Origin of the sequence: Bilophila sp. 4_1_30 (genome assembly GCF_000224655.1) — a bacterium.
GTDB lineage: Bacteria > Desulfobacterota > Desulfovibrionia > Desulfovibrionales > Desulfovibrionaceae > Bilophila > Bilophila wadsworthia.
Genome location: NZ_JH114232.1, coordinates 14,459 through 31,420 on the forward strand (window position 1 = coordinate 14,459; position 16,962 = coordinate 31,420).

General features: G+C 61.9%; 15 protein-coding genes and 3 tRNA genes. 10 read left to right on the forward strand and 8 right to left on the reverse strand.

Annotation, left to right across the window (positions count from 1 at the left end; translation table 11 throughout):
- Positions 1-27 precede the first annotated feature (27 nt).
- Positions 28-2,367, reverse strand: coding sequence for a heavy metal translocating P-type ATPase (locus HMPREF0178_RS06740; RefSeq protein WP_009368075.1), 2,340 nt, complete (start codon positions 2,365-2,367; stop codon positions 28-30).
- Positions 2,368-2,474: 107 nt separating this feature from the next.
- On the opposite strand from HMPREF0178_RS06740, the gene HMPREF0178_RS06745 reads away from it, so the two are divergent.
- The 4 genes from HMPREF0178_RS06745 (at position 2,475) to HMPREF0178_RS06760 (ending at position 5,665) form a co-directional block, all read left to right on the forward strand.
- Positions 2,475-2,669 (forward strand): heavy-metal-associated domain-containing protein, encoded by a 195-nt coding sequence (locus HMPREF0178_RS06745; RefSeq protein WP_005027778.1) that lies wholly within the window; start codon positions 2,475-2,477, stop codon positions 2,667-2,669.
- A 71-nt stretch (positions 2,670-2,740) separates the two neighbouring features.
- Complete coding sequence (locus HMPREF0178_RS06750; RefSeq protein WP_009368076.1) at positions 2,741-3,196, forward strand: tRNA (cytidine(34)-2'-O)-methyltransferase; 456 nt, start codon at positions 2,741-2,743, stop codon at positions 3,194-3,196.
- A gap of 192 nt (positions 3,197-3,388) precedes the next feature.
- Positions 3,389-4,762: an MATE family efflux transporter gene (locus HMPREF0178_RS06755; protein WP_009368077.1), complete on the forward strand. Its 1,374-nt coding sequence runs from the start codon at positions 3,389-3,391 to the stop codon at positions 4,760-4,762.
- A gap of 12 nt (positions 4,763-4,774) precedes the next feature.
- Positions 4,775-5,665, forward strand: a complete 891-nt coding sequence (locus HMPREF0178_RS06760) for a DUF2156 domain-containing protein (RefSeq protein ID WP_009368078.1) — start codon at positions 4,775-4,777, stop codon at positions 5,663-5,665.
- Between the two features lie 143 nt (positions 5,666-5,808).
- On the opposite strand, the gene HMPREF0178_RS06765 is transcribed toward HMPREF0178_RS06760, so the two are convergent.
- From HMPREF0178_RS06765 to HMPREF0178_RS06775, 3 genes are read right to left on the reverse strand one after another with little or no spacing between them, the layout of a single operon-like run.
- A complete protein-coding gene (locus HMPREF0178_RS06765) occupies positions 5,809-6,420 on the reverse strand; it encodes an NAD(P)H-dependent oxidoreductase (protein WP_009368079.1) in 612 nt (203 codons plus the stop codon).
- Between the two features lie 29 nt (positions 6,421-6,449).
- Positions 6,450-7,301: a 50S ribosomal protein L11 methyltransferase gene (locus tag HMPREF0178_RS06770; RefSeq protein ID WP_009368080.1), complete on the reverse strand. Its 852-nt coding sequence runs from the start codon at positions 7,299-7,301 to the stop codon at positions 6,450-6,452.
- A gap of 9 nt (positions 7,302-7,310) precedes the next feature.
- Positions 7,311-8,039, reverse strand: coding sequence for an amino acid ABC transporter ATP-binding protein (locus HMPREF0178_RS06775; RefSeq protein ID WP_005027783.1), 729 nt, complete (start codon positions 8,037-8,039; stop codon positions 7,311-7,313).
- 193 nt (positions 8,040-8,232) lie between these two features.
- On the opposite strand from HMPREF0178_RS06775, the gene HMPREF0178_RS06780 reads away from it, so the two are divergent.
- Positions 8,233-9,543 (forward strand): malic enzyme-like NAD(P)-binding protein, encoded by a 1,311-nt coding sequence (locus HMPREF0178_RS06780; RefSeq protein WP_039958954.1) that lies wholly within the window; start codon positions 8,233-8,235, stop codon positions 9,541-9,543.
- A gap of 122 nt (positions 9,544-9,665) precedes the next feature.
- On the opposite strand, the gene HMPREF0178_RS06785 is transcribed toward HMPREF0178_RS06780, so the two are convergent.
- From HMPREF0178_RS06785 to HMPREF0178_RS06800, 4 genes are all read right to left on the reverse strand, one after another.
- On the reverse strand, positions 9,666-10,217 hold the full coding sequence (locus HMPREF0178_RS06785) for an AAA family ATPase (protein ID WP_009368082.1): 552 nt from the start codon (positions 10,215-10,217) through the stop codon (positions 9,666-9,668).
- A 331-nt stretch (positions 10,218-10,548) separates the two neighbouring features.
- Positions 10,549-10,625, reverse strand: a tRNA-Asp gene (locus tag HMPREF0178_RS06790).
- A gap of 91 nt (positions 10,626-10,716) precedes the next feature.
- Positions 10,717-10,793, reverse strand: a tRNA-Asp gene (locus HMPREF0178_RS06795).
- Positions 10,794-10,798: 5 nt separating this feature from the next.
- Positions 10,799-10,874: transfer RNA gene (locus tag HMPREF0178_RS06800), tRNA-Val, on the reverse strand.
- 330 nt (positions 10,875-11,204) lie between these two features.
- Here HMPREF0178_RS06800 and HMPREF0178_RS06805 point away from each other — a divergent pair.
- The 5 genes from HMPREF0178_RS06805 to gap all read left to right on the forward strand — a co-directional run bounded on the left by HMPREF0178_RS06805 (position 11,205) and on the right by gap (position 16,903).
- Positions 11,205-12,536 (forward strand): S41 family peptidase, encoded by a 1,332-nt coding sequence (locus HMPREF0178_RS06805; RefSeq protein ID WP_005027787.1) that lies wholly within the window; start codon positions 11,205-11,207, stop codon positions 12,534-12,536.
- Positions 12,537-12,631: 95 nt separating this feature from the next.
- On the forward strand, positions 12,632-14,182 hold the full coding sequence (locus HMPREF0178_RS06810) for a divergent polysaccharide deacetylase family protein (protein ID WP_009368083.1): 1,551 nt from the start codon (positions 12,632-12,634) through the stop codon (positions 14,180-14,182).
- A 153-nt stretch (positions 14,183-14,335) separates the two neighbouring features.
- Complete coding sequence (gene proC / locus HMPREF0178_RS06815; protein ID WP_009368084.1) at positions 14,336-15,136, forward strand: pyrroline-5-carboxylate reductase; 801 nt, start codon at positions 14,336-14,338, stop codon at positions 15,134-15,136.
- A 182-nt stretch (positions 15,137-15,318) separates the two neighbouring features.
- Complete coding sequence (locus tag HMPREF0178_RS06820; RefSeq protein ID WP_005027790.1) at positions 15,319-15,876, forward strand: GAF domain-containing protein; 558 nt, start codon at positions 15,319-15,321, stop codon at positions 15,874-15,876.
- Positions 15,877-15,886: 10 nt separating this feature from the next.
- A complete protein-coding gene (gene gap / locus HMPREF0178_RS06825; protein ID WP_009368085.1) occupies positions 15,887-16,903 on the forward strand; it encodes a type I glyceraldehyde-3-phosphate dehydrogenase in 1,017 nt (338 codons plus the stop codon).
- The last annotated feature ends 59 nt before the right edge of the window (positions 16,904-16,962 follow it).

Genomic DNA, 16,962 nt, shown 5'->3' on the forward strand with positions numbered 1-16,962 from the left:
TTCCTCCCCTCCCCGATTCATTCCCCCCTACTTCCCAAACCGCCGCAAGCGCAGCGCGTTGAGCACGACGGAAACGGACGAGAAGGCCATCGCCGCACCCGCGATCATGGGTGAAAGCGAGGGGCCGCCGAAAATCTTGAGCACTCCGGCGGCAATGGGCAGGCAAAGGATGTTGTAGCCGAACGCCCAGCCGAGATTCTCCCGGATGTTCCGCAAGGCGGCCCGGCTCAGCTCCAGCGCCGTCACCACGCCGCGCAAGCCCTTGCCCGAACGGGTGTCGCTGCCGAGAAGGACGATGTCCCCGGCTTCCACGGCAACGTCGATGCCGTTGCCCATAGCCATGCCGACATCGGCACGGGCCAGCGCGGGGGCATCGTTGATGCCGTCGCCGATCATCCCGACCCGCAGACCGGCGGCCTGCAATTCGCTGATCACCTTTTCCTTACCGTCCGGCAACACATCGGCGATCACCTCATCGATGCCCGCGCTCTTGGCAATGGCCTCAGCCGTGCGGCGGTTGTCGCCGCTGAGCATGATCACCCGCAAACCAAGCTGGCGGAGCTCCTTCACCACGCCCGCCGTTTCCGGACGGATGGTGTCCGCTACCGCAAGCATCCCCACGAGGCGCCCGTTCACGGCAAGCAAGAGGGGCGTCGCGCCGGAATCCGACAGTTCCGCCAAACGGGCGTCCAGATCCTTTACCGCGTCAAAAGAAACCTGCCGCTCTTCCATCAGTCGCTTGTTACCGAGCAACAACGGTATGGACTCGTTTTCCAGATCTACGTTGCCGGATACGCCGAGGCCGGAAACGCTGGCAAAGTCGCTGACGGGATACAGATGGAGATTCCGCTCCTCGGCGGCGGACGTCACGGCCAGCGCGAGAGGATGCTCGGACACGCCCTCAAGCGAGGCGGCGTACCCTAAGATGTGCTCCTCATCGAACAGCGGATCGAAGGATTCGGCGGCAAGCAGGCGGGGCTTGCCTTCGGTCAACGTCCCGGTCTTGTCGAACACGAGCACATCCAGACGGCCCGCGAGTTCGAGGGCCGTACCGTTCTTGACGAGCACGCCCATCTGCGCGCCCCGGCCCGTGGCCACCATAATGGAAATGGGCGTGGCAAGGCCGAGCGCGCACGGGCAGGCCACCACCAGCACGGCCACGAAAATACGGAAGGCTTCCGAAACCGGCACGTGTCCCCAGTACAGCCATCCGGCACCGGCAATGACCGCCAGCGCCATGACGGTCGGCACGAAAATGAGGCTCACGTCGTCGGCCAGCCGGGCAATGGGCGCCTTGGAGCTCTGCGCCTCGCGCACCAGCTTGATGATCCGCGACAAGGCCGTGTCCGCACCAACACGCTCGGCCCGCATGATGAAAGAACCGGTCGTGTTCATCGTACCGCCCGCCACCGAACTGCCCACGCCCACAGGAACGGGCATGGACTCGCCGGTCAGCATGGAGGCGTCCACGCTGGACGCGCCGTTTGTTACCACTCCGTCAACGGGGATCCGCCCGCCGGGTTTCACCTGCAGATAGTCCCCCACGCGCACAACCTTGACCGGGACCTCTTCGGCCTGATCCGCCTTGTCGGGAGCGGGCAGGCGCAGGGCGGTTTCCGGGGTCAGGTTCATGAGCGCTCCGATGGCATCGGACATGCGGAACCGCGAAACAGCCTCAAGGTACTTGCCGAGCGAAATCAGCGAAATCAGCACGGCGGCGGACTCATAATACAGGTCCATCACCTTGCCCGTATGCCCAAGCGCGACCTCGACCGTATTCCACAGGCTGTACAGGAACGCCGCTCCCGTGCCCATCGCCACAAGGCTGTCCATGTTCGGGGTGAGCCGCCACAGGTTGGGCAGGCCGGTCAAATAAAAATGCCGCCCCGACCAGAGGACCGGCAAGGTCAGCACAAGTTGCAGCAGCGCATGGTTGAGGGCCGACTCGGGCGAATGCATGGGATCGATGATCGCGGGCAGCGGGAGCCCCCACATGTGCCCCATCGACACCAGGAGCAGCAGGATGGTGAATCCGAATTCGGGCCATAGCCGGGCCTTCAGGGTCGCAAGCTGCCCGACCGTTTCCTTCTGCTGCGCTTCCCACGTGTCCACCATATCGGCTTCCGGGGCTACCGGCGTCGCGGTGAAGCCCATATCCACGGCCCGCTCCTCAATCTGATGAACGAGGGCCTCGGTGTCTGATTCGGAAAGCGCGGGATCAGGCACGACGGTGGCGCTGTTGGCGGCAAGGCTGACGGTGGCTGACTGCACGCCGTCCATGCCGTTCAGGACGCGCTCAAGCCGCGATGAGCAGGCGGCGCAGTGCATACCGCCCACGGTGAAAAGAACTTCTTTCTGCTGATCCATGTGCCTCTCCTCTGCTTGCCAATATCGGCTAAGCTCTTATGATATGAAGGGCGGGCGGTGCCGCTGCCCCTTCATCATCCACCTTCTTACCCAGAAAGGATACGATTATGCCCACTCTCACCGTGAAAGGCATGTCCTGCAACCATTGCAAGCAGGCCGTAACCCAGGCTCTGGAAGCGCTTCCCGGCGTATCCGATGTGAACGTCGACCTCGAAAAGGGCGAAGCCACCTGGAAGGAATCCCAGCCCCTCGACATCGCGGAAGTGAAGAAGGCCATCAACAAACTGGGCTTTGAAGCCTAATAAGCATCCCGCGTTCTTCTGTCCACCTTTATTGAAAAACCATTTCACCTATTGTACGGATGCCGACCTGTATGCATGTCGTTCTCTTCCAGCCGGAAATACCTCCGAACACGGGCAATGTGGCCCGACTGTGCGCCGCCATGCAGGTTTCGCTGCATCTCATCGAGCCTCTGGGCTTCAAGCTTGAGGACCGTTACCTCAAACGGGCGGGCCTCGACTATTGGCCCCATGTGGATATGGCGGTATGGCCCGACCTCGACGCCTACATCCGGAACGCCGGGGCGGGCAGACGGCTCGTCCTCACCAGCGCCCGGCGGGGCGCCGCCCTGCACCGTTTCGAGTTCACGGAAAACGATTCCCTCGTTTTCGGGCGCGAAACCTCAGGGTTGCCGCCCGAAGTGATCGCGCTCTCGCCGCATCATGTCCGCATCCCCATCAAAGGCGAAGTCCGCAGCATCAACCTTTCCACTGCCGCTGGCATCGTACTGTTTCAGGCACTCGTCTCCGCCGGGCTGGTTAGGGAGTAGAACAGGTTCGAGGATGACGTTTGGGGAAAGGAGGGAATGCTTTCTGAAGAAAAGCGTTCCCTCCTTTCCCCGCTGCCTCTGTTACCGCTTCCGGGCTGAAAGCCCCTTCCCTCCAGCCTCCCTTCTCTCATCGTCTTGTGCCGGACGGCATGGGGCGTATGCTTCCATCAGACCCCCAACCCCCATGCCCATATGAAACTGAACACCGAACGCATCCACACCATCTGGCACCTGACCTGGCCGCAGTGCATCATGTTGCTCTGTCAATTCGTCATCGGCATTACCGACGTGTGGGCGGGCGGGCGCATCGGCTCGGAAGTGCAGGCCTCCATCGGCCTGATCACCCAGTGCCATATGATGTTCATGGCTCTGGCGATGGCCGCCGTGAGCGGCGCGGTGGCCTCCATCAGCCAGTCCCTCGGGGCGTGCAAATTCGTCCGGGCGAGAAGGTATGTGGGGCTCGTGACCATCGGCTGCATCGCCATCGGATCGGCCATTGCGGTGGCGGCCTCGGTGTGGCGGGAACCGCTCCTGCGCCTCATCCAGACGCCCGAGAGCATCATGCCCGTGGCGATCATGTTCCTGACGGCGACGATCTGGGGCATCCCCGGCCAGTACACCCTCACCATCGGCGCGGCCGTGTTCCGTTCCGCCAAGATGGTGCTCATCCCGCTGTACGTAACCGGCACGGCCTGCCTGCTCAACGTATTCGGCGATCTGGCCTTCGGGCTCGGCTGGTGGGGCTTCCCCGCCTACGGCGCAACGGGGATCGCCTACTCCACGCTCGTCTCGGTCACCGTCGGGGCCGCGCTCATGCTGTTTCTGCTGATGCGGCACGAGCTGTTCACACGCGACAGCTTCCCCGGCTGGCGCTGGATCAAGGCGGGGGCCCCGTATCTCCTCAAGGTTGCCGGGCCCGCGTTCGGCACGTCCTTCTTATGGCAAACCGGCTATATGGTCCTGTATGTCATCACGGCCTCCCTGCCCTTCGGCAGGGTCAACGCCCTTGCGGGGCTGACCACGGGGCTGCGGGTGGAATCCATTTTGTTTTTGCCCGCCGTGGCGTTCAGCATGACCGCTTCGGTACTCGTGGGCCACGCGCTCGGCGAGGGCAACCACCGCGAGGCCAAACGCACGCTGCTCGCCACGCTCGGCATCGCCTGCGCGGGGATGTGCTGCGTGGGGGCCGCCATATGGCCCTGGCGCATGGAGCTCGCAGGCTTGATCGCCCCTGATCCCGCCGTGCAGGTCGAAACCGTCAAATACCTTTCCTTCAACATCATGGCCGTGCCGTTCACCGTCGCCAGCGTCGTGCTGGCGGGCGGGCTCAACGGCGCCGGAGCCACGGTCTACCCGATGGTCTCGTTCAGCTTCGCTGTCTGGGCGGTACGCCTGCCCATCGCATGGCTGTTCGGCCACATCATTTGGCAGGACGCCTCAGGGGTCTTCCTCTCCACCTTCGTTTCGCAGGTGGTCATGTCGCTTTCGCTCTTATGGGTCACGCTGCGCTGCAACTGGACCCGTTTCGCCCTGGCCGTGCGTCCCCACACTTGCGCATCCCGTTAACCAGAGGTTCACATGCTTACGGAAAACTTCTCTTCCATCGAACTCGGCGACGCCGCCGCGTATGCCCCCTACTTCCGCGCGCTGCCCCTGCACGCCGCCGACTATACCTTCACCAACCTTTGGGGATGGGGAACCCATTACAATCTGGAGTGGCGCACGGCGCACGGGCTTTGCTGGATCCGCCAGAAGCGCAACGACCTGCCCGTCGAGCGCCTGTGGGCTCCGGTGGGCGACTGGTACGCCGCAGACTGGGCCGCCATGCCCGAACTCGTGCCGGGCACGACCATCCTCCGCGCTCCCGAGCCGCTGTGCGAGCTGCTGCTCGAACGCCTGCCGGGCCGCGTGGCCATCGAGGAAACGCCGGGCCAGTGGGAATACCTGTATACGCAGGAAGCGCTTTCGACCCTCGCGGGCAACAAGCTCCACAAGAAAAAGAACCACGTCAACGGGTACATGAAGGCCTATGGGGAGGACTACCGCACCCTGAACGGCGAAATCATGCCGCAGGTGCTGGCGCTCCAAGATGACTGGTGCAAGTGGCGGGAATGCGAGAAATCCGCCTCGCTGCTGGCCGAAAGCGATGTGGTCTGTTCCGTGCTCCGCAACTGGGACGCCCTGCCCGGGCTTATCGGCGGCACGCTCTATGCGGGCGAGGAAATGGCCGCCTTCGCCGTGGGCGAACCGCTCGACGATCAGACCATCGTAGTCCACTTTGAAAAGGGCCGCCCCGAGTACCGCGGCGTGTATCAGGCCATCAATTTCTGTTTCGCCAAGTACGCGGCCAAGAACTTCGTGTTCATCAACCGCGAGCAGGACGCCGACGAGGAAGGGCTCCGCCAAGCCAAGGAAAGCTACATGCCGTCCGGTTATCTGAAAAAGAACACCATCAGGATCATTGCCTAAGGCTCCTTGGTATCTCCTCCTTCGCCGTACCAGCCGGGCCGGACAACACGAAAGAGGAATCCAAAGGAAAACGGGCCGCCGGTATATTGCCGACGGCCCGTTTTCGCGTTCAAGCGAATGAAGGACGGTTTATGACGAATCCATCATGCGTCGGAGGGCAAGGGCTTCGGGAAATAGTCATTGACCATCGCCCGCGCTTCATCAAGCCATTGCTCCCTGTCTTCCGGCGTACTGTCCGCGATCACGCGAAACATGATTCGGTCAAAAACGCGCACTCCGCAAAAATCAAATATACAATCCTTCCAGATACGTTCCAGAGGATCGCCGAAGACGTTTTCTTCCCGCTCCTGTGGCGTATTGGATGTATTGAAGACCAGCGCGGCTTTGGCTTTCAGGAGGCCGATGGGCAAACCTCCGCCGTTGTCGCCTTCCGGAAAGCCATAGGCGCCCCCTTCCCGCAGTACGCGGTCCACCCATCCCTTCATGATCGCGGGCGGCTGCCCCCACCAGTTCGGGTGGATGACGATGATCCCGTCGGCTTCCCGAATTTCCCGCTGATGCGCCGCAAGCAGTTCGTCTCCGGTCATATCGCTGATCAGTTCCTTGCCAGAAATGACCGGATCGAATCCCTCACCATACAGATCGTGAAAACGCACCGTGTGGCCGTTCTCTTCCAGTGTGCGTACCACGGCTACAGCGATGGCGGCGTTAAAGCTCTGCTCGTACGGATGCCCTAGGAGGACGGATACATTCATTGTGGTTTCCTTCGTACCCGATGCCGACACTATTCGCCCCAGACCAGTGCCACCCAGTCGCCGGACTGCACGCGCCGCGCCTTGCCGAGTTCGGCATACGCCGCCTCGACCGCGTCGGCCTGCACGTCCAGCAGGCCGGAGAGCACAAGGCACGCGCCCGGCTTCATCCGGGCCATGAGCGCCGGGGCCAGTTCGCGGAGCGGGCCGGCAAGGATGTTGGCGACCACCAGATCGAACTGCTCGCCTTCGCCCGCCTCGGCACTGCCGGGGACGATGCGGAAATCGTCGGCCACCTTGTTGATGACCACGTTCTCGAGGGCGTTGTCCACGGCAACCGGATCGATGTCCGAGCCGAGCCCGGCAAGCCCGTTCAGGCAACAGGCGATACCGAGGATGCCCGATCCCGTGCCCACGTCGAAGAAACGCTGCCCGGCCTTGAGGCGTCCAGAGGCCAGCAGTTCGGTAATCGCTTCGAGGCACAGCACCGTCGTGTTGTGGTGCCCGGTCCCGAACGCGGATTTCGGCTCGATGATGATGGGCTTGCGGCCTTCCAGCGGCGTGGATTCAAACAGCCACGGCGGAAGCACGATGAACTGTCCGGCGCGGACGGGCGTGAAGAACTCGCGCCACGCCACGGTCCAGTCCTGACGCGGGATGCTGGTCTGTTCGACGTCGAGGCCCGGCAGCCATGCCCGCAGCGCGCTGAGGAGGTTCTCCTGCACGATGGCGTTGTCGCAGTGCACGCGGAAACGGGTTTCGCCGGTGGGGAGGCTGTCTTCTTCCCAACCGTAGGAAATGTTCCGGACCAGAAGCCCGGCGACGGTATCGTACTGCTCCTCGTCGACCACGATGTCGAGACGGATGAGATCGGGTGTGGCCATGCCGTATCCTTAGAGAATTTCGCGGAGGAACGCCTTGGTGCGCTCGTGCTGCGGGTTGGTGAAGAACTGTTCCGGGGTCCCCTCTTCGAGGATCACGCCGTGGTCCATAAAGATGACGCGGTCGGACACTTCGCGGGCAAAGCCCATTTCGTGCGTGACGCACACCATGGTCATGCCGTCCTTGGCCAGATCCTTCATGCAGCTCAACACTTCGTTGATCATTTCCGGGTCGAGGGCGGAGGTGGGTTCGTCGAACAGCATGGCGCGGGGCTGCATGGCGAGCGAGCGGGCGATGGCGACACGCTGCTGCTGCCCGCCGGAAATCTCGCTCGGGCGCTTGGCGGCCTGACGCGCGATGCCCACGCGGCCGAGCAGTTCCATCGCCAGATCCGTGGCCTCCTTCTTGCCCATGCCCCGGACCTTGATCGGCGCGAGGGTCACGTTTTCAAGCACGGTCAGGTGCGGGTACAGGTTGAACTGCTGGAAGACCATGCCCACCTCGGCGCGCAGGGCGTTCACGTCCACTTCCGGGGCGTAGATGCTCGTCCCTTCAAAGAGGATGTCCCCCTTCTGGATCGGCTCCAGACGGTTCAGGCAACGGATGAGCGAGCTCTTGCCGGACCCGGAAGGCCCGCAGATGACCAGCACCTCGCCCTTCTCGACCCGCTCGGAAATACCTTTGAGCACATGGAACTCGCCGTACCATTTATGGACATCCCTGATTTCGATCAGCGACATAGATTCATCCTTTCTCGTTGACTTCCATCCGGGACGCCCCGGGGCCGCAACGCGGACCGCCGACGGCTCTTTTCCCGGCATACCGTTTCAGCATAACAGGAATTCCATGAACAGGGAAGCCGCCATTGCCCCCTATTCCTCCTTATGCTATCGCTTTTGCACCTCATTTGAACCCAAACCACAGGAGATCGTCATGGCGTTGTTCACCAAGGAAGAGTCCCTCGCCTACCATGAGGAACCCCGCCCGGGAAAGCTTGAAGTCCTTCCCGTCAAACCCTGCTTCACCCAGAAAGACCTGTCGATGGCCTATTCCCCCGGCGTCGCCAACGCCTGCCTCGCCATCGCCGACGATCCTTCCCTCGCTAATGCCTATACCGGGCGCGGCAACCTCGTGGCCGTCGTTTCCAACGGCACCGCCGTCCTCGGGCTCGGCAACATCGGCCCCCTCGCGGGCAAGCCGGTCATGGAAGGCAAGAGCGTGCTCTTCAAGGCGTTCGCGGACGTGAACGCCTATGACATCAACCTCGCCCTCACCGATCCCGACAAGATCATCGAAGTGGTGAAGGCCCTTGAGCCCACCTTCGGCGGCATCAACCTTGAGGACATCAAGGCCCCCGAGTGCTTCTACATCGAAGAGGTGCTCAAGAAGGAAATGAATATCCCGGTGTTCCACGACGACCAGCACGGCACGGCCATCATTTCCGGCGCGGGCCTCATCAACGCGCTGGAAATCACCGGCAAGAAGGCCGAAGACTTCATCGTGGTCGTGTCCGGGGCCGGAGCGGCGGCCATCGCCTGCGCCAAGTTCTACACCGAGCTCGGCATCGATCCCGCGAATATCCGCATGTTCGACTCCAAGGGCATCCTGCACAAGGGGCGCACGGATCTGAACAAATATAAGGCGCAGTTCGCCCTGTCCGAAGACATGACCATGACCGAAGCCCTCAAGGGCGCGGATCTCTTCCTCGGCCTGTCCAAGAAGGATCTCCTCACGCCCGACATGATCAAGGGCATGGCCGACCATCCGGTCATTTTCGCCTGCGCGAACCCTGATCCTGAAATCGCCTATCCGCTGGCGATGGAAACCCGCCCCGACTGCATCATGGGTACGGGCCGCACCGACTTCCCGAACCAGATCAACAACCTCTCCGGCTTCCCCTACATTTTCCGCGGGGCGCTGGACGTGTACGCCACGGAAATCAACGAGGCCATGAAGCTTGCCGCCGCCCGCGCCCTCGCCGCGCTGGCCAAGGAGCCGGTGCCCGCCGAAGTTTCCGCCGCCTATCAGGGCCAGACCTTCAGCTTCGGGCAGGGCTACGTCATCCCGAAGCCCTTTGATCCCCGCCTTATCGAATGGCTGCCCCCGGCCGTCGCGCAGGCCGCGATGGACACCGACGTCGCCCGCAAGCCCATTGAGGACATGGATGCCTACAAAGCCAGCCTCCGCGTCCGCATCCAGAAGGCGCAGGGCCGCGCCAACGCGCTGATCGAAAGCTACAAGTAAGGGTTGCTGGAAAAGAGAACGGGGGAAGGAAGCCTTTCTGGAGAGAGGTTTCCTTCCCCTTCTCTGTTGCCGGAACGCCCTTCCTTTTTCTTCCAAGACGTCCGGTGCCGTCAGGCCCCGTGTCAGCTTTCGCCAGCCCCGGAGAGATCCGGCGCGCCTCGGGAAGACGCCCTTCCTACGGATGCAGCGATTGCGCAGGCGGCTTCATAGGGCGTCAGGGACGTCACATCCAGTTTGCATGTCGGCAGTGCGGCGCAGGCAGGCAGCCGCCGGAGGCTTCGCGGGATGACGTCAGCCTCCCGGATGCCGTCCCGTACATCGCGTTCCAGCCGTTCCCGTAAAGCCTGCTCCGTGCAGACGAGTGAAAAGCTGTGCGACGTAAAGGGGATATCCCGAAGCGGGCCGAGCACGGCCTCGAAAAGGAGGGGCTGATCCATGACCCAGCAGAACAGCACGTAGCGGTAACTCGAATTGTTCAGATAGGCTCTGAGCAGATGCGTGATGTTGGACAGCACCATCCGTTTGTTTTCTTCCGAAACGACAAAAGGATTCATGTTCCAGCACCAGTCGCCGTCCAGCCAGACGCCCGGCGTGAGCTGCCGCAACAGCTCTCGGCAGACGGCGCTTTTCCCCACGCCCATTGCCCCGCCTACGAGGATGAGCTGTTTCTTCATGTCTCCTCCCTAAAAAATTATGCTTTTTTTGCATGGAACAGCCCGGATGCCCCGAGAAACGGGAAGCAACAGAATCCTAACGGCAGGAAAAGCGGCCATCAGGGAAGGGAAAAGAGCAAGGCGGCATCTCCCGAAGGCGCTCATGCCCACGGCTCCCTTTCCGGGAAAACCTTATGGAGGGGAAACTGTCTGAAAGGCAAGCTTTATCATGAAAGGAACAGGCCGGAAGGGACGGCACACCCTGAAAAGGTACCGTGTACAGGGGCACCCGTCTCAACGGCAGCAACGGCACAAAAAAAGGACACCCTCAACAAAGGATGTCCTTAAAAAATGGCGGAGCGGAAGGGACTTGAACCCTCGGCCTCCGGCGTGACAGGCCGGCGTTATAACCGACTTAACTACCGCTCCGCAGAGGCGGCTTCCCGAATCGCTTCGGTCGCCTGACAACCCGTGAGGATTGCCGAATATGAATATCGGAAAAAATCCGATAAAAATCAAATGGCGGAGCGGAAGGGACTTGAACCCTCGGCCTCCGGCGTGACAGGCCGGCGTTATAACCGACTTAACTACCGCTCCGTGCATGGTGGGCAGTACAGGACTTGAACCTGTGACCCCCGCCGTGTGAAGGCGATGCTCTACCAACTGAGCTAACTGCCCATGCAGGAGAGGTATTTACCCGGCCTGCCCTGATCTGTCAACAGAAAAAATGCTCTCCTGAGAAAAAAAGATCCGCTGTTTCATGCCCGCCATACCTTTTCCGCTATCCCGGCCTCTTTACATTGCCCCGCCCACTCTTATGGTAAGGGCTGGAAATGAATCTTCAAGGCTTTCCCGGCGGCATGTCCGCGCCCTCCAGCGGGCTCATCCCGGCTGGTGGGAAAGAAACCAGGAAATACGCCCTTTGAGAACATTTGCGTTTTCAAAAGAACCCCGGTATCTTCAACCCCATTGTTTTCAGCTACTGTTTTCAGCTTCGGAGGCTGTTGTATGTATAGGAAGTCACGGGCCGTCGCGCTCTTTTTGCTCTCACTCCTGACCGTCGGTTCGTTGACATTCGGACAGGCCTTTGCCGCCGGAGAAGACAGCCGCTTCGATGCGCTCAAACGGTTCAGCCAGGTCCTCGACATCGTCGAGCGGTATTACGTGAAGGAAACCCCGCGTCCCGATCTGGTGAACGGCGCGCTCAAAGGGATGCTCGAATCCCTCGATCCCCACTCAACCATGCTGTCGAAGGAAGAATTCAAGGATATGCAGGAAAGCACGTCCGGCGAATTCTTCGGCATCGGCATCGAAATCACGATGGAGAACAACCAGCTCACCGTCGTGACCCCCATCGAAGACACACCCGCCGACAAGGGCGGCATGAAGTCCGGCGACATTATCCTCGCCGTGGGCGGCAAGCCCACGCTGGAAATGACGCTTCAGGAAGCCGTCTCGCATATCCGCGGCCCCAAGGGCTCCGAAGTGGTGCTGACCATCCTTCACCGCGACTCCAAGGAACCCGTGGACCTGCGCATCAAGCGCGACGCCATCCCGCTCATCAGCGTGAAGTCCCGCGAGCTCGAGCCCGGCTACTACTGGGTCCGCCTCACCCGCTTCAGCGAACGCACCACGCAGGAACTGCTCGACGCCCTGTCCGACGCCAAGCGCAAGGGCCCCATCAAGGGCATCATCCTCGACCTGCGCAACAACCCCGGCGGGCTGCTGGATCAGGCCGTCAGCGTCTCCGACGCGTTCCTGAACAAGGGCGTCATCGTCTCCATGCGCGGCCGCCAGGAAGAAACCGCCCGCGAATTCGTCGCCAAGCCGCAGGATACCGACATCATCGACACACCCCTCGTCGTGCTCGTGAACGGCGGTTCGGCCTCGGCCTCGGAAATCGTGGCCGGAGCGCTCGGCGACCAGAAGCGCGCCCTGCTCGTTGGCGAACGCACCTTCGGCAAGGGGTCGGTGCAGAACATCATCCCGCTGTCCGACGGCTCGGGCCTCAAGCTGACCGTGGCGCTCTATTACACGCCGTCCGGCCGCTCCATTCAGGCTGAAGGCATCATGCCCGATCTGGAGGTGCCTTTCGAAGCGCCGAAGGAAAAGCCCGCGCCGCTCAGTTCCCTGCGCATGATCCGCGAGAAGGATCTGAACAAGCATCTTGAAAAGACCGACGGCGACAAGGGCAAGGCGTCCGGCAAGAAGGTGGAAACGCCCGCTCCGGCGGCGAACGAACCGCTGCCCGACGCGAAGGAGTTCCTTGAGCGTGACAACCAGCTCCGCATGAGCCTCCAGTTCGTGAAGAGCCTTCCCAAGATCCGTACCATCCACTAACAGCAATCCTCGGCAGGAGGGCATCGCCGGTTTTCCCGCGATCCCTCCTGCCCGTATGTACAACGGCAGTTCCCTGCCGATGCCATTGGAGTTTCATGGAGTGGTTTCCCGCACTGCGGAAACGGCTGGCCGCGCGTGGCGTACACCTGCCTGATCCGTATCCATACACAGCCAGGACGTTCAAAGGATCGGTTCTGGCCACCCTGCTGGCGGCCATCCTGTTCCTCATCGCGTATGCGGTGTGGGAAGCCGCCAGTTATACGGCGCGCAGCGTACAGCGGACCGCGTTCATAACCATTGAGACGACGGCGGCGACGTCCCGTCTGGTCACCGAGAAAACGGAACAGGCCGTGGAGGCCCTGTTCCCCAAACCGGCCCCGGTTACCGAAGCCTCCCTCGAATCCATCCTCCCGCCGGGCAGTCATCTGGGCAATCGGATGAAGGACGTTATCCGGCAGAATACCCTGCCCTATCAGGAGGGTTCGGGAACCCTGACCGACGCTGCCCGCCAGATCGATTTCGCCCTGCTCCAGACCGTATTGCGGCTCAAGCTCGACAAGGGGCGCATCCTCCTCCTGACGTCCGACTACCGCACGCAAGGCAAGGATATCTACCACCTCCAGCGGATGCGCATCTATCTGCCCCCCGTTGTCCAGGATCCGGCCCCGCAAGCGCCTCGGAACGAAAACGGGAATGCGCCGTCCGCCGAAACGGGCGATGTGAAGGGCCCTCCCGAACCGGTATTCCGCTTCCTCAACGCGCTGGCCGAAAGCCTCGACACGTGGGCCGACCGCACCGTGCTCACCGAGTCGCCGGGCAAGCTCACGCTGGCGACCAAAGGTGCACTGACGCACGAAATCTGGTTTGAAGCCACGACCGATGCCTTCCCCATCCTGCCGCCCACGGACAAAGCCCCGCGCCTGACCATCGTCATGAACGAATTGGGCGGCGACAAGGCCGTAACGGCCTCGCTGCTGGCCCTGAAGCTGCCGATCACGTTTTCCGTGTTGCCCTTTGCCAAGGACGCGGCGGCGACGGCGACGGCCGCGCACGAGGCCGGGCAGGAGGTCCTTGTGGACATGCCGATGGAGACGGTGCAATCGCCCTTCGTCAAGGCGGGCCCCGGCGAAATCACCACGAAGATGTCCGAGGAAGACATGCGGATCCTGATGGACGACGCCCTCGGCCATGTGCCCTACGCCACGGGCGCGAGCAACTTTATGGGTTCCCGGCTGACCACGGATACGGCGGCGACGCGACGTTTCTGTGAAATTCTCGCACGTTCCGGGCTATATGTGCTTGACGACGTGACCCATCAGGAGTCAATTTTATACGCGGAGGCGCGAAGGCGCGGCCTTCCGGCGTGGCGCAGGGCACTCACGCTGAATGATGGCCCAAAAACCGAAGGCGCCGTGCTCGCCGACCTGAAAAAGGCGGAAGAAACGGCGCGGGCCAAAGGGCACGCCGTGGTCATAGCCACCCCTGCCCCGCACATTCTCGCGGCGCTCAAGCGGTGGTCGCAGGAACGGGACAAGGACATCCGCCTGGTTCCCCTGCGCCTCCAGCCCGTCGAAGAAGAGACGCTTGCCTCGGAAGACATCCCCTCCGAACGGCAGGACGATCCCACGTCGCCTATCGAGCATTAGCCGTAGCAAGCCTCCTGAGGATCTCGATCCTCTTTGGGTGCGGCTGCAAAGATGGGATGCGGTGCTTTCCCGCACGACGGCGGAGGAAAGCGGCCTCTTCATTTCCCTGTGCCGGACCTGTTCCGCACGCGACATTTTCAGAAAAGGAAGATCATGGACACACCGGCATCCCTCACCAGCAAGCGTATCGGCTGCATCGGCTGTGGCAACATGGGCGGGGCCATCCTCGGCGGGCTCGCCGAGGTTCCCGGTCTGGAACTCTATGGCTACAACCGCACGCCTCAGCGTCTTGAGCCCCTCTGTGCCAAGGGCGTAACCGCCGTACCGGATATCCCCGGCATCGCCGCCCGCTGCGACATCCTCGTCATCGGGGTGAAGCCCTACCTCGTCGGCGGCGTGCTCGCCGAAGCCCTGCCCTCCCTGAAGCCGGAAACCGTCATCATTTCCATCGCCGCCGGGGTCACGCTGCACGATCTGCGCGACGCGGTACAGGGCCGCTGCCATGTGGTGCGCGTCATGCCGAATACCCCCGCCCTCGTGGGCGCAGGCGTGTTCGGCATCCAGGAGGATCCGGCGCTGCCCAAAGACGTGTTCGCCATGATTCTGGACCTGTTCGGGTTGCTCGGCTCCACCATCGTGCTGCCGGAAAAAAAATTCAACGCGTTTATGGCGCTGGTGGGCTGCGGCCCGGCCTATGTCTTCCATTTCATGGACGCCCTCGCCGAGGCGGGCGTCACCATGGGCTTTACCCGTCAGGAGGCGCTTGAGCTGGTGACGCAGCTGGTCCTCGGCTCCGCCAAGCTGGCGGCACTGCCGGGGAGCCATCCTGCCATCCTGCGCGAACAGGTGTGCTCACCGGCGGGCGTGACCATCGCGGCGGTCAACCACCTCGATCGCACCGCCGTGCGCGGCCACCTCATTGACGCGGTACTCGCCGCCTACGCGAAGAGTTAGCCCAGAGCGGAAGAAATTTCCCATCCCCCGGTGGCCTGAAAAACGGCCCGGCGGAACATTTTTCGAGACATTTACACGGCGGACCGCCGTTCCGCAAACGCCTGCGGAGCGCGTCTCCCCGTAATTCCGTAACGCGTCGCGGCCATGCCCGGCATGGCGGGCGGCGGCAAAGGAGAAACGCAATGACAGGTCATGATTATTTTCGTGCTCTGCTGGAAGTGGCGACGGTGATCAATTCCAGCTTGGAACCCACCGTGGTGCTGCACAAGATCACGGAACAGACTGCCAAAGCCATGAACTGCAAGGCAAGCACGCTTCGCCTGCTTGACCGTACGGGAAAGCTTCTGCTCGCCAGCGCGGCGTGGGGCCTCTCTTCCGGTTACATGCGCAAAGGCCCCGTCGAAGTGGCCAAGAGCGGGCTGGATGGCGAAGTCCTCAAGGGCAAACTCATCCACCTGCGCGATGCGTGCAGCGACGGCCGGTTCCAGTACCCCGAGAGTGCCAAGGCCGAAGGGCTCGTTTCCGTCCTGTCCGCCCCGCTGATGGTGAACGGCAAAGCCATCGGCATCCTGCGCGTCTATTCCAGCGAAGAGCGCGATTTCACCCCGGACGAATGCGATTTCATGCTCGGCGTAGCGAACATTTCCGCCATAGCCATTGAAAACGCCCGTATGCACGAAGCGACCCGCCTCAACTACGAGTTGCTGACGTCCTACAACTATCAGGTCTTTGAAGACTAAAGGATTCCACATGCAAAAAGTAAGAGTCGGCATCAACGGTTTCGGCCGTATCGGCAGGCAGGTCTTCCGCGCTCTGCACGCCAAATATCAGGATAAAGTGGAAGTCGTCGCCATCAACGACCTCTTCGATGCGGAAACCAACTTCCATCTGCTCGAATACGATACGAACTACGGCCGTGCCAATCTTGACGCCGTGGTGGAAGGCGACAATGCCACCGTGGGCGACTGGAAGATCCATTGCTTCGCGGAACGCGATCCCAAGCTCCTCACCTGGGGAGCCTATGGCGTCGACGTGGTGGTCGAATCCACGGGTATTTTCCGTTCCGCCAAACAAGCCCATATCCACATCGAGAACGGCGCCAAGAAAGTCATCATTACAGCCCCGGCGAAGGAAGAAGACCTCACCATCGTCATGGGCGTAAACCACAACGACTACGATCCGGCCAAGCACCATGTCGTTTCCAACGCCTCGTGCACCACGAACTGCCTTGCTCCGGTAGCCCTCGTCGTGGAACGCCTCTTCGGGATCGTTTCCGGTGCGATGACCACCGTGCACGCCTACACCAACGACCAGCGCATCCTCGATCTGCCTCACAAGGACCTGCGCCGGGCGCGTGCCGCCGCCTGCAACATCATCCCCACCTCCACCGGTGCGGCGCAGGCCGTGGCCAAGGTTATCCCCTCGCTCAAGGGCAAGTTCACCGGCTGGTCCCTGCGCGTGCCCACCCCGACCGTCTCCGTGGTGGACTTCACCGCCATCCTGAACAAGGACACCGACACCGACACGATGCGCGCCGCGCTCAAGGAAGCCGCCGAGGGCGAACTCAAGGGCATCCTCGCCTACAGCGACGCCCAGCTCGTCTCGATGGATTTCAAGGGCAACCCGCACTCCTCCATCGTCGAAGCCGAGTACACCACCGTGCAGGACGGAAAGCTCGCCAAGATTGTCTCGTGGTACGACAACGAATGGGGCTACTCCAACCGCGTCGCCGACCTCATCATGTGGATGAAGGAAAAGGGATTCTAGAACAGTAAATGTGGGGGAGGAGAGAGGGAAACTTTCTGGAGAAAGTTTCCCTCTCTCCT

Coding starts and splice junctions, on each gene's coding strand:
- HMPREF0178_RS06740 (WP_009368075.1), bottom strand. CDS start 2,367: ATGGATCAGCAGAAAGAAGTTCTTTTCACCGTGGGCGGTATGCACTGC.
- HMPREF0178_RS06745 (WP_005027778.1), top strand. CDS start 2,475: ATGCCCACTCTCACCGTGAAAGGCATGTCCTGCAACCATTGCAAGCAG.
- HMPREF0178_RS06750 (WP_009368076.1), top strand. CDS start 2,741: ATGCATGTCGTTCTCTTCCAGCCGGAAATACCTCCGAACACGGGCAAT.
- HMPREF0178_RS06755 (WP_009368077.1), top strand. CDS start 3,389: ATGAAACTGAACACCGAACGCATCCACACCATCTGGCACCTGACCTGG.
- HMPREF0178_RS06760 (WP_009368078.1), top strand. CDS start 4,775: ATGCTTACGGAAAACTTCTCTTCCATCGAACTCGGCGACGCCGCCGCG.
- HMPREF0178_RS06765 (WP_009368079.1), bottom strand. CDS start 6,420: ATGAATGTATCCGTCCTCCTAGGGCATCCGTACGAGCAGAGCTTTAAC.
- HMPREF0178_RS06770 (WP_009368080.1), bottom strand. CDS start 7,301: ATGGCCACACCCGATCTCATCCGTCTCGACATCGTGGTCGACGAGGAG.
- HMPREF0178_RS06775 (WP_005027783.1), bottom strand. CDS start 8,039: ATGTCGCTGATCGAAATCAGGGATGTCCATAAATGGTACGGCGAGTTC.
- HMPREF0178_RS06780 (WP_039958954.1), top strand. CDS start 8,233: ATGGCGTTGTTCACCAAGGAAGAGTCCCTCGCCTACCATGAGGAACCC.
- HMPREF0178_RS06785 (WP_009368082.1), bottom strand. CDS start 10,217: ATGAAGAAACAGCTCATCCTCGTAGGCGGGGCAATGGGCGTGGGGAAA.
- HMPREF0178_RS06805 (WP_005027787.1), top strand. CDS start 11,205: ATGTATAGGAAGTCACGGGCCGTCGCGCTCTTTTTGCTCTCACTCCTG.
- HMPREF0178_RS06810 (WP_009368083.1), top strand. CDS start 12,632: ATGGAGTGGTTTCCCGCACTGCGGAAACGGCTGGCCGCGCGTGGCGTA.
- proC (WP_009368084.1), top strand. CDS start 14,336: ATGGACACACCGGCATCCCTCACCAGCAAGCGTATCGGCTGCATCGGC.
- HMPREF0178_RS06820 (WP_005027790.1), top strand. CDS start 15,319: ATGACAGGTCATGATTATTTTCGTGCTCTGCTGGAAGTGGCGACGGTG.
- gap (WP_009368085.1), top strand. CDS start 15,887: ATGCAAAAAGTAAGAGTCGGCATCAACGGTTTCGGCCGTATCGGCAGG.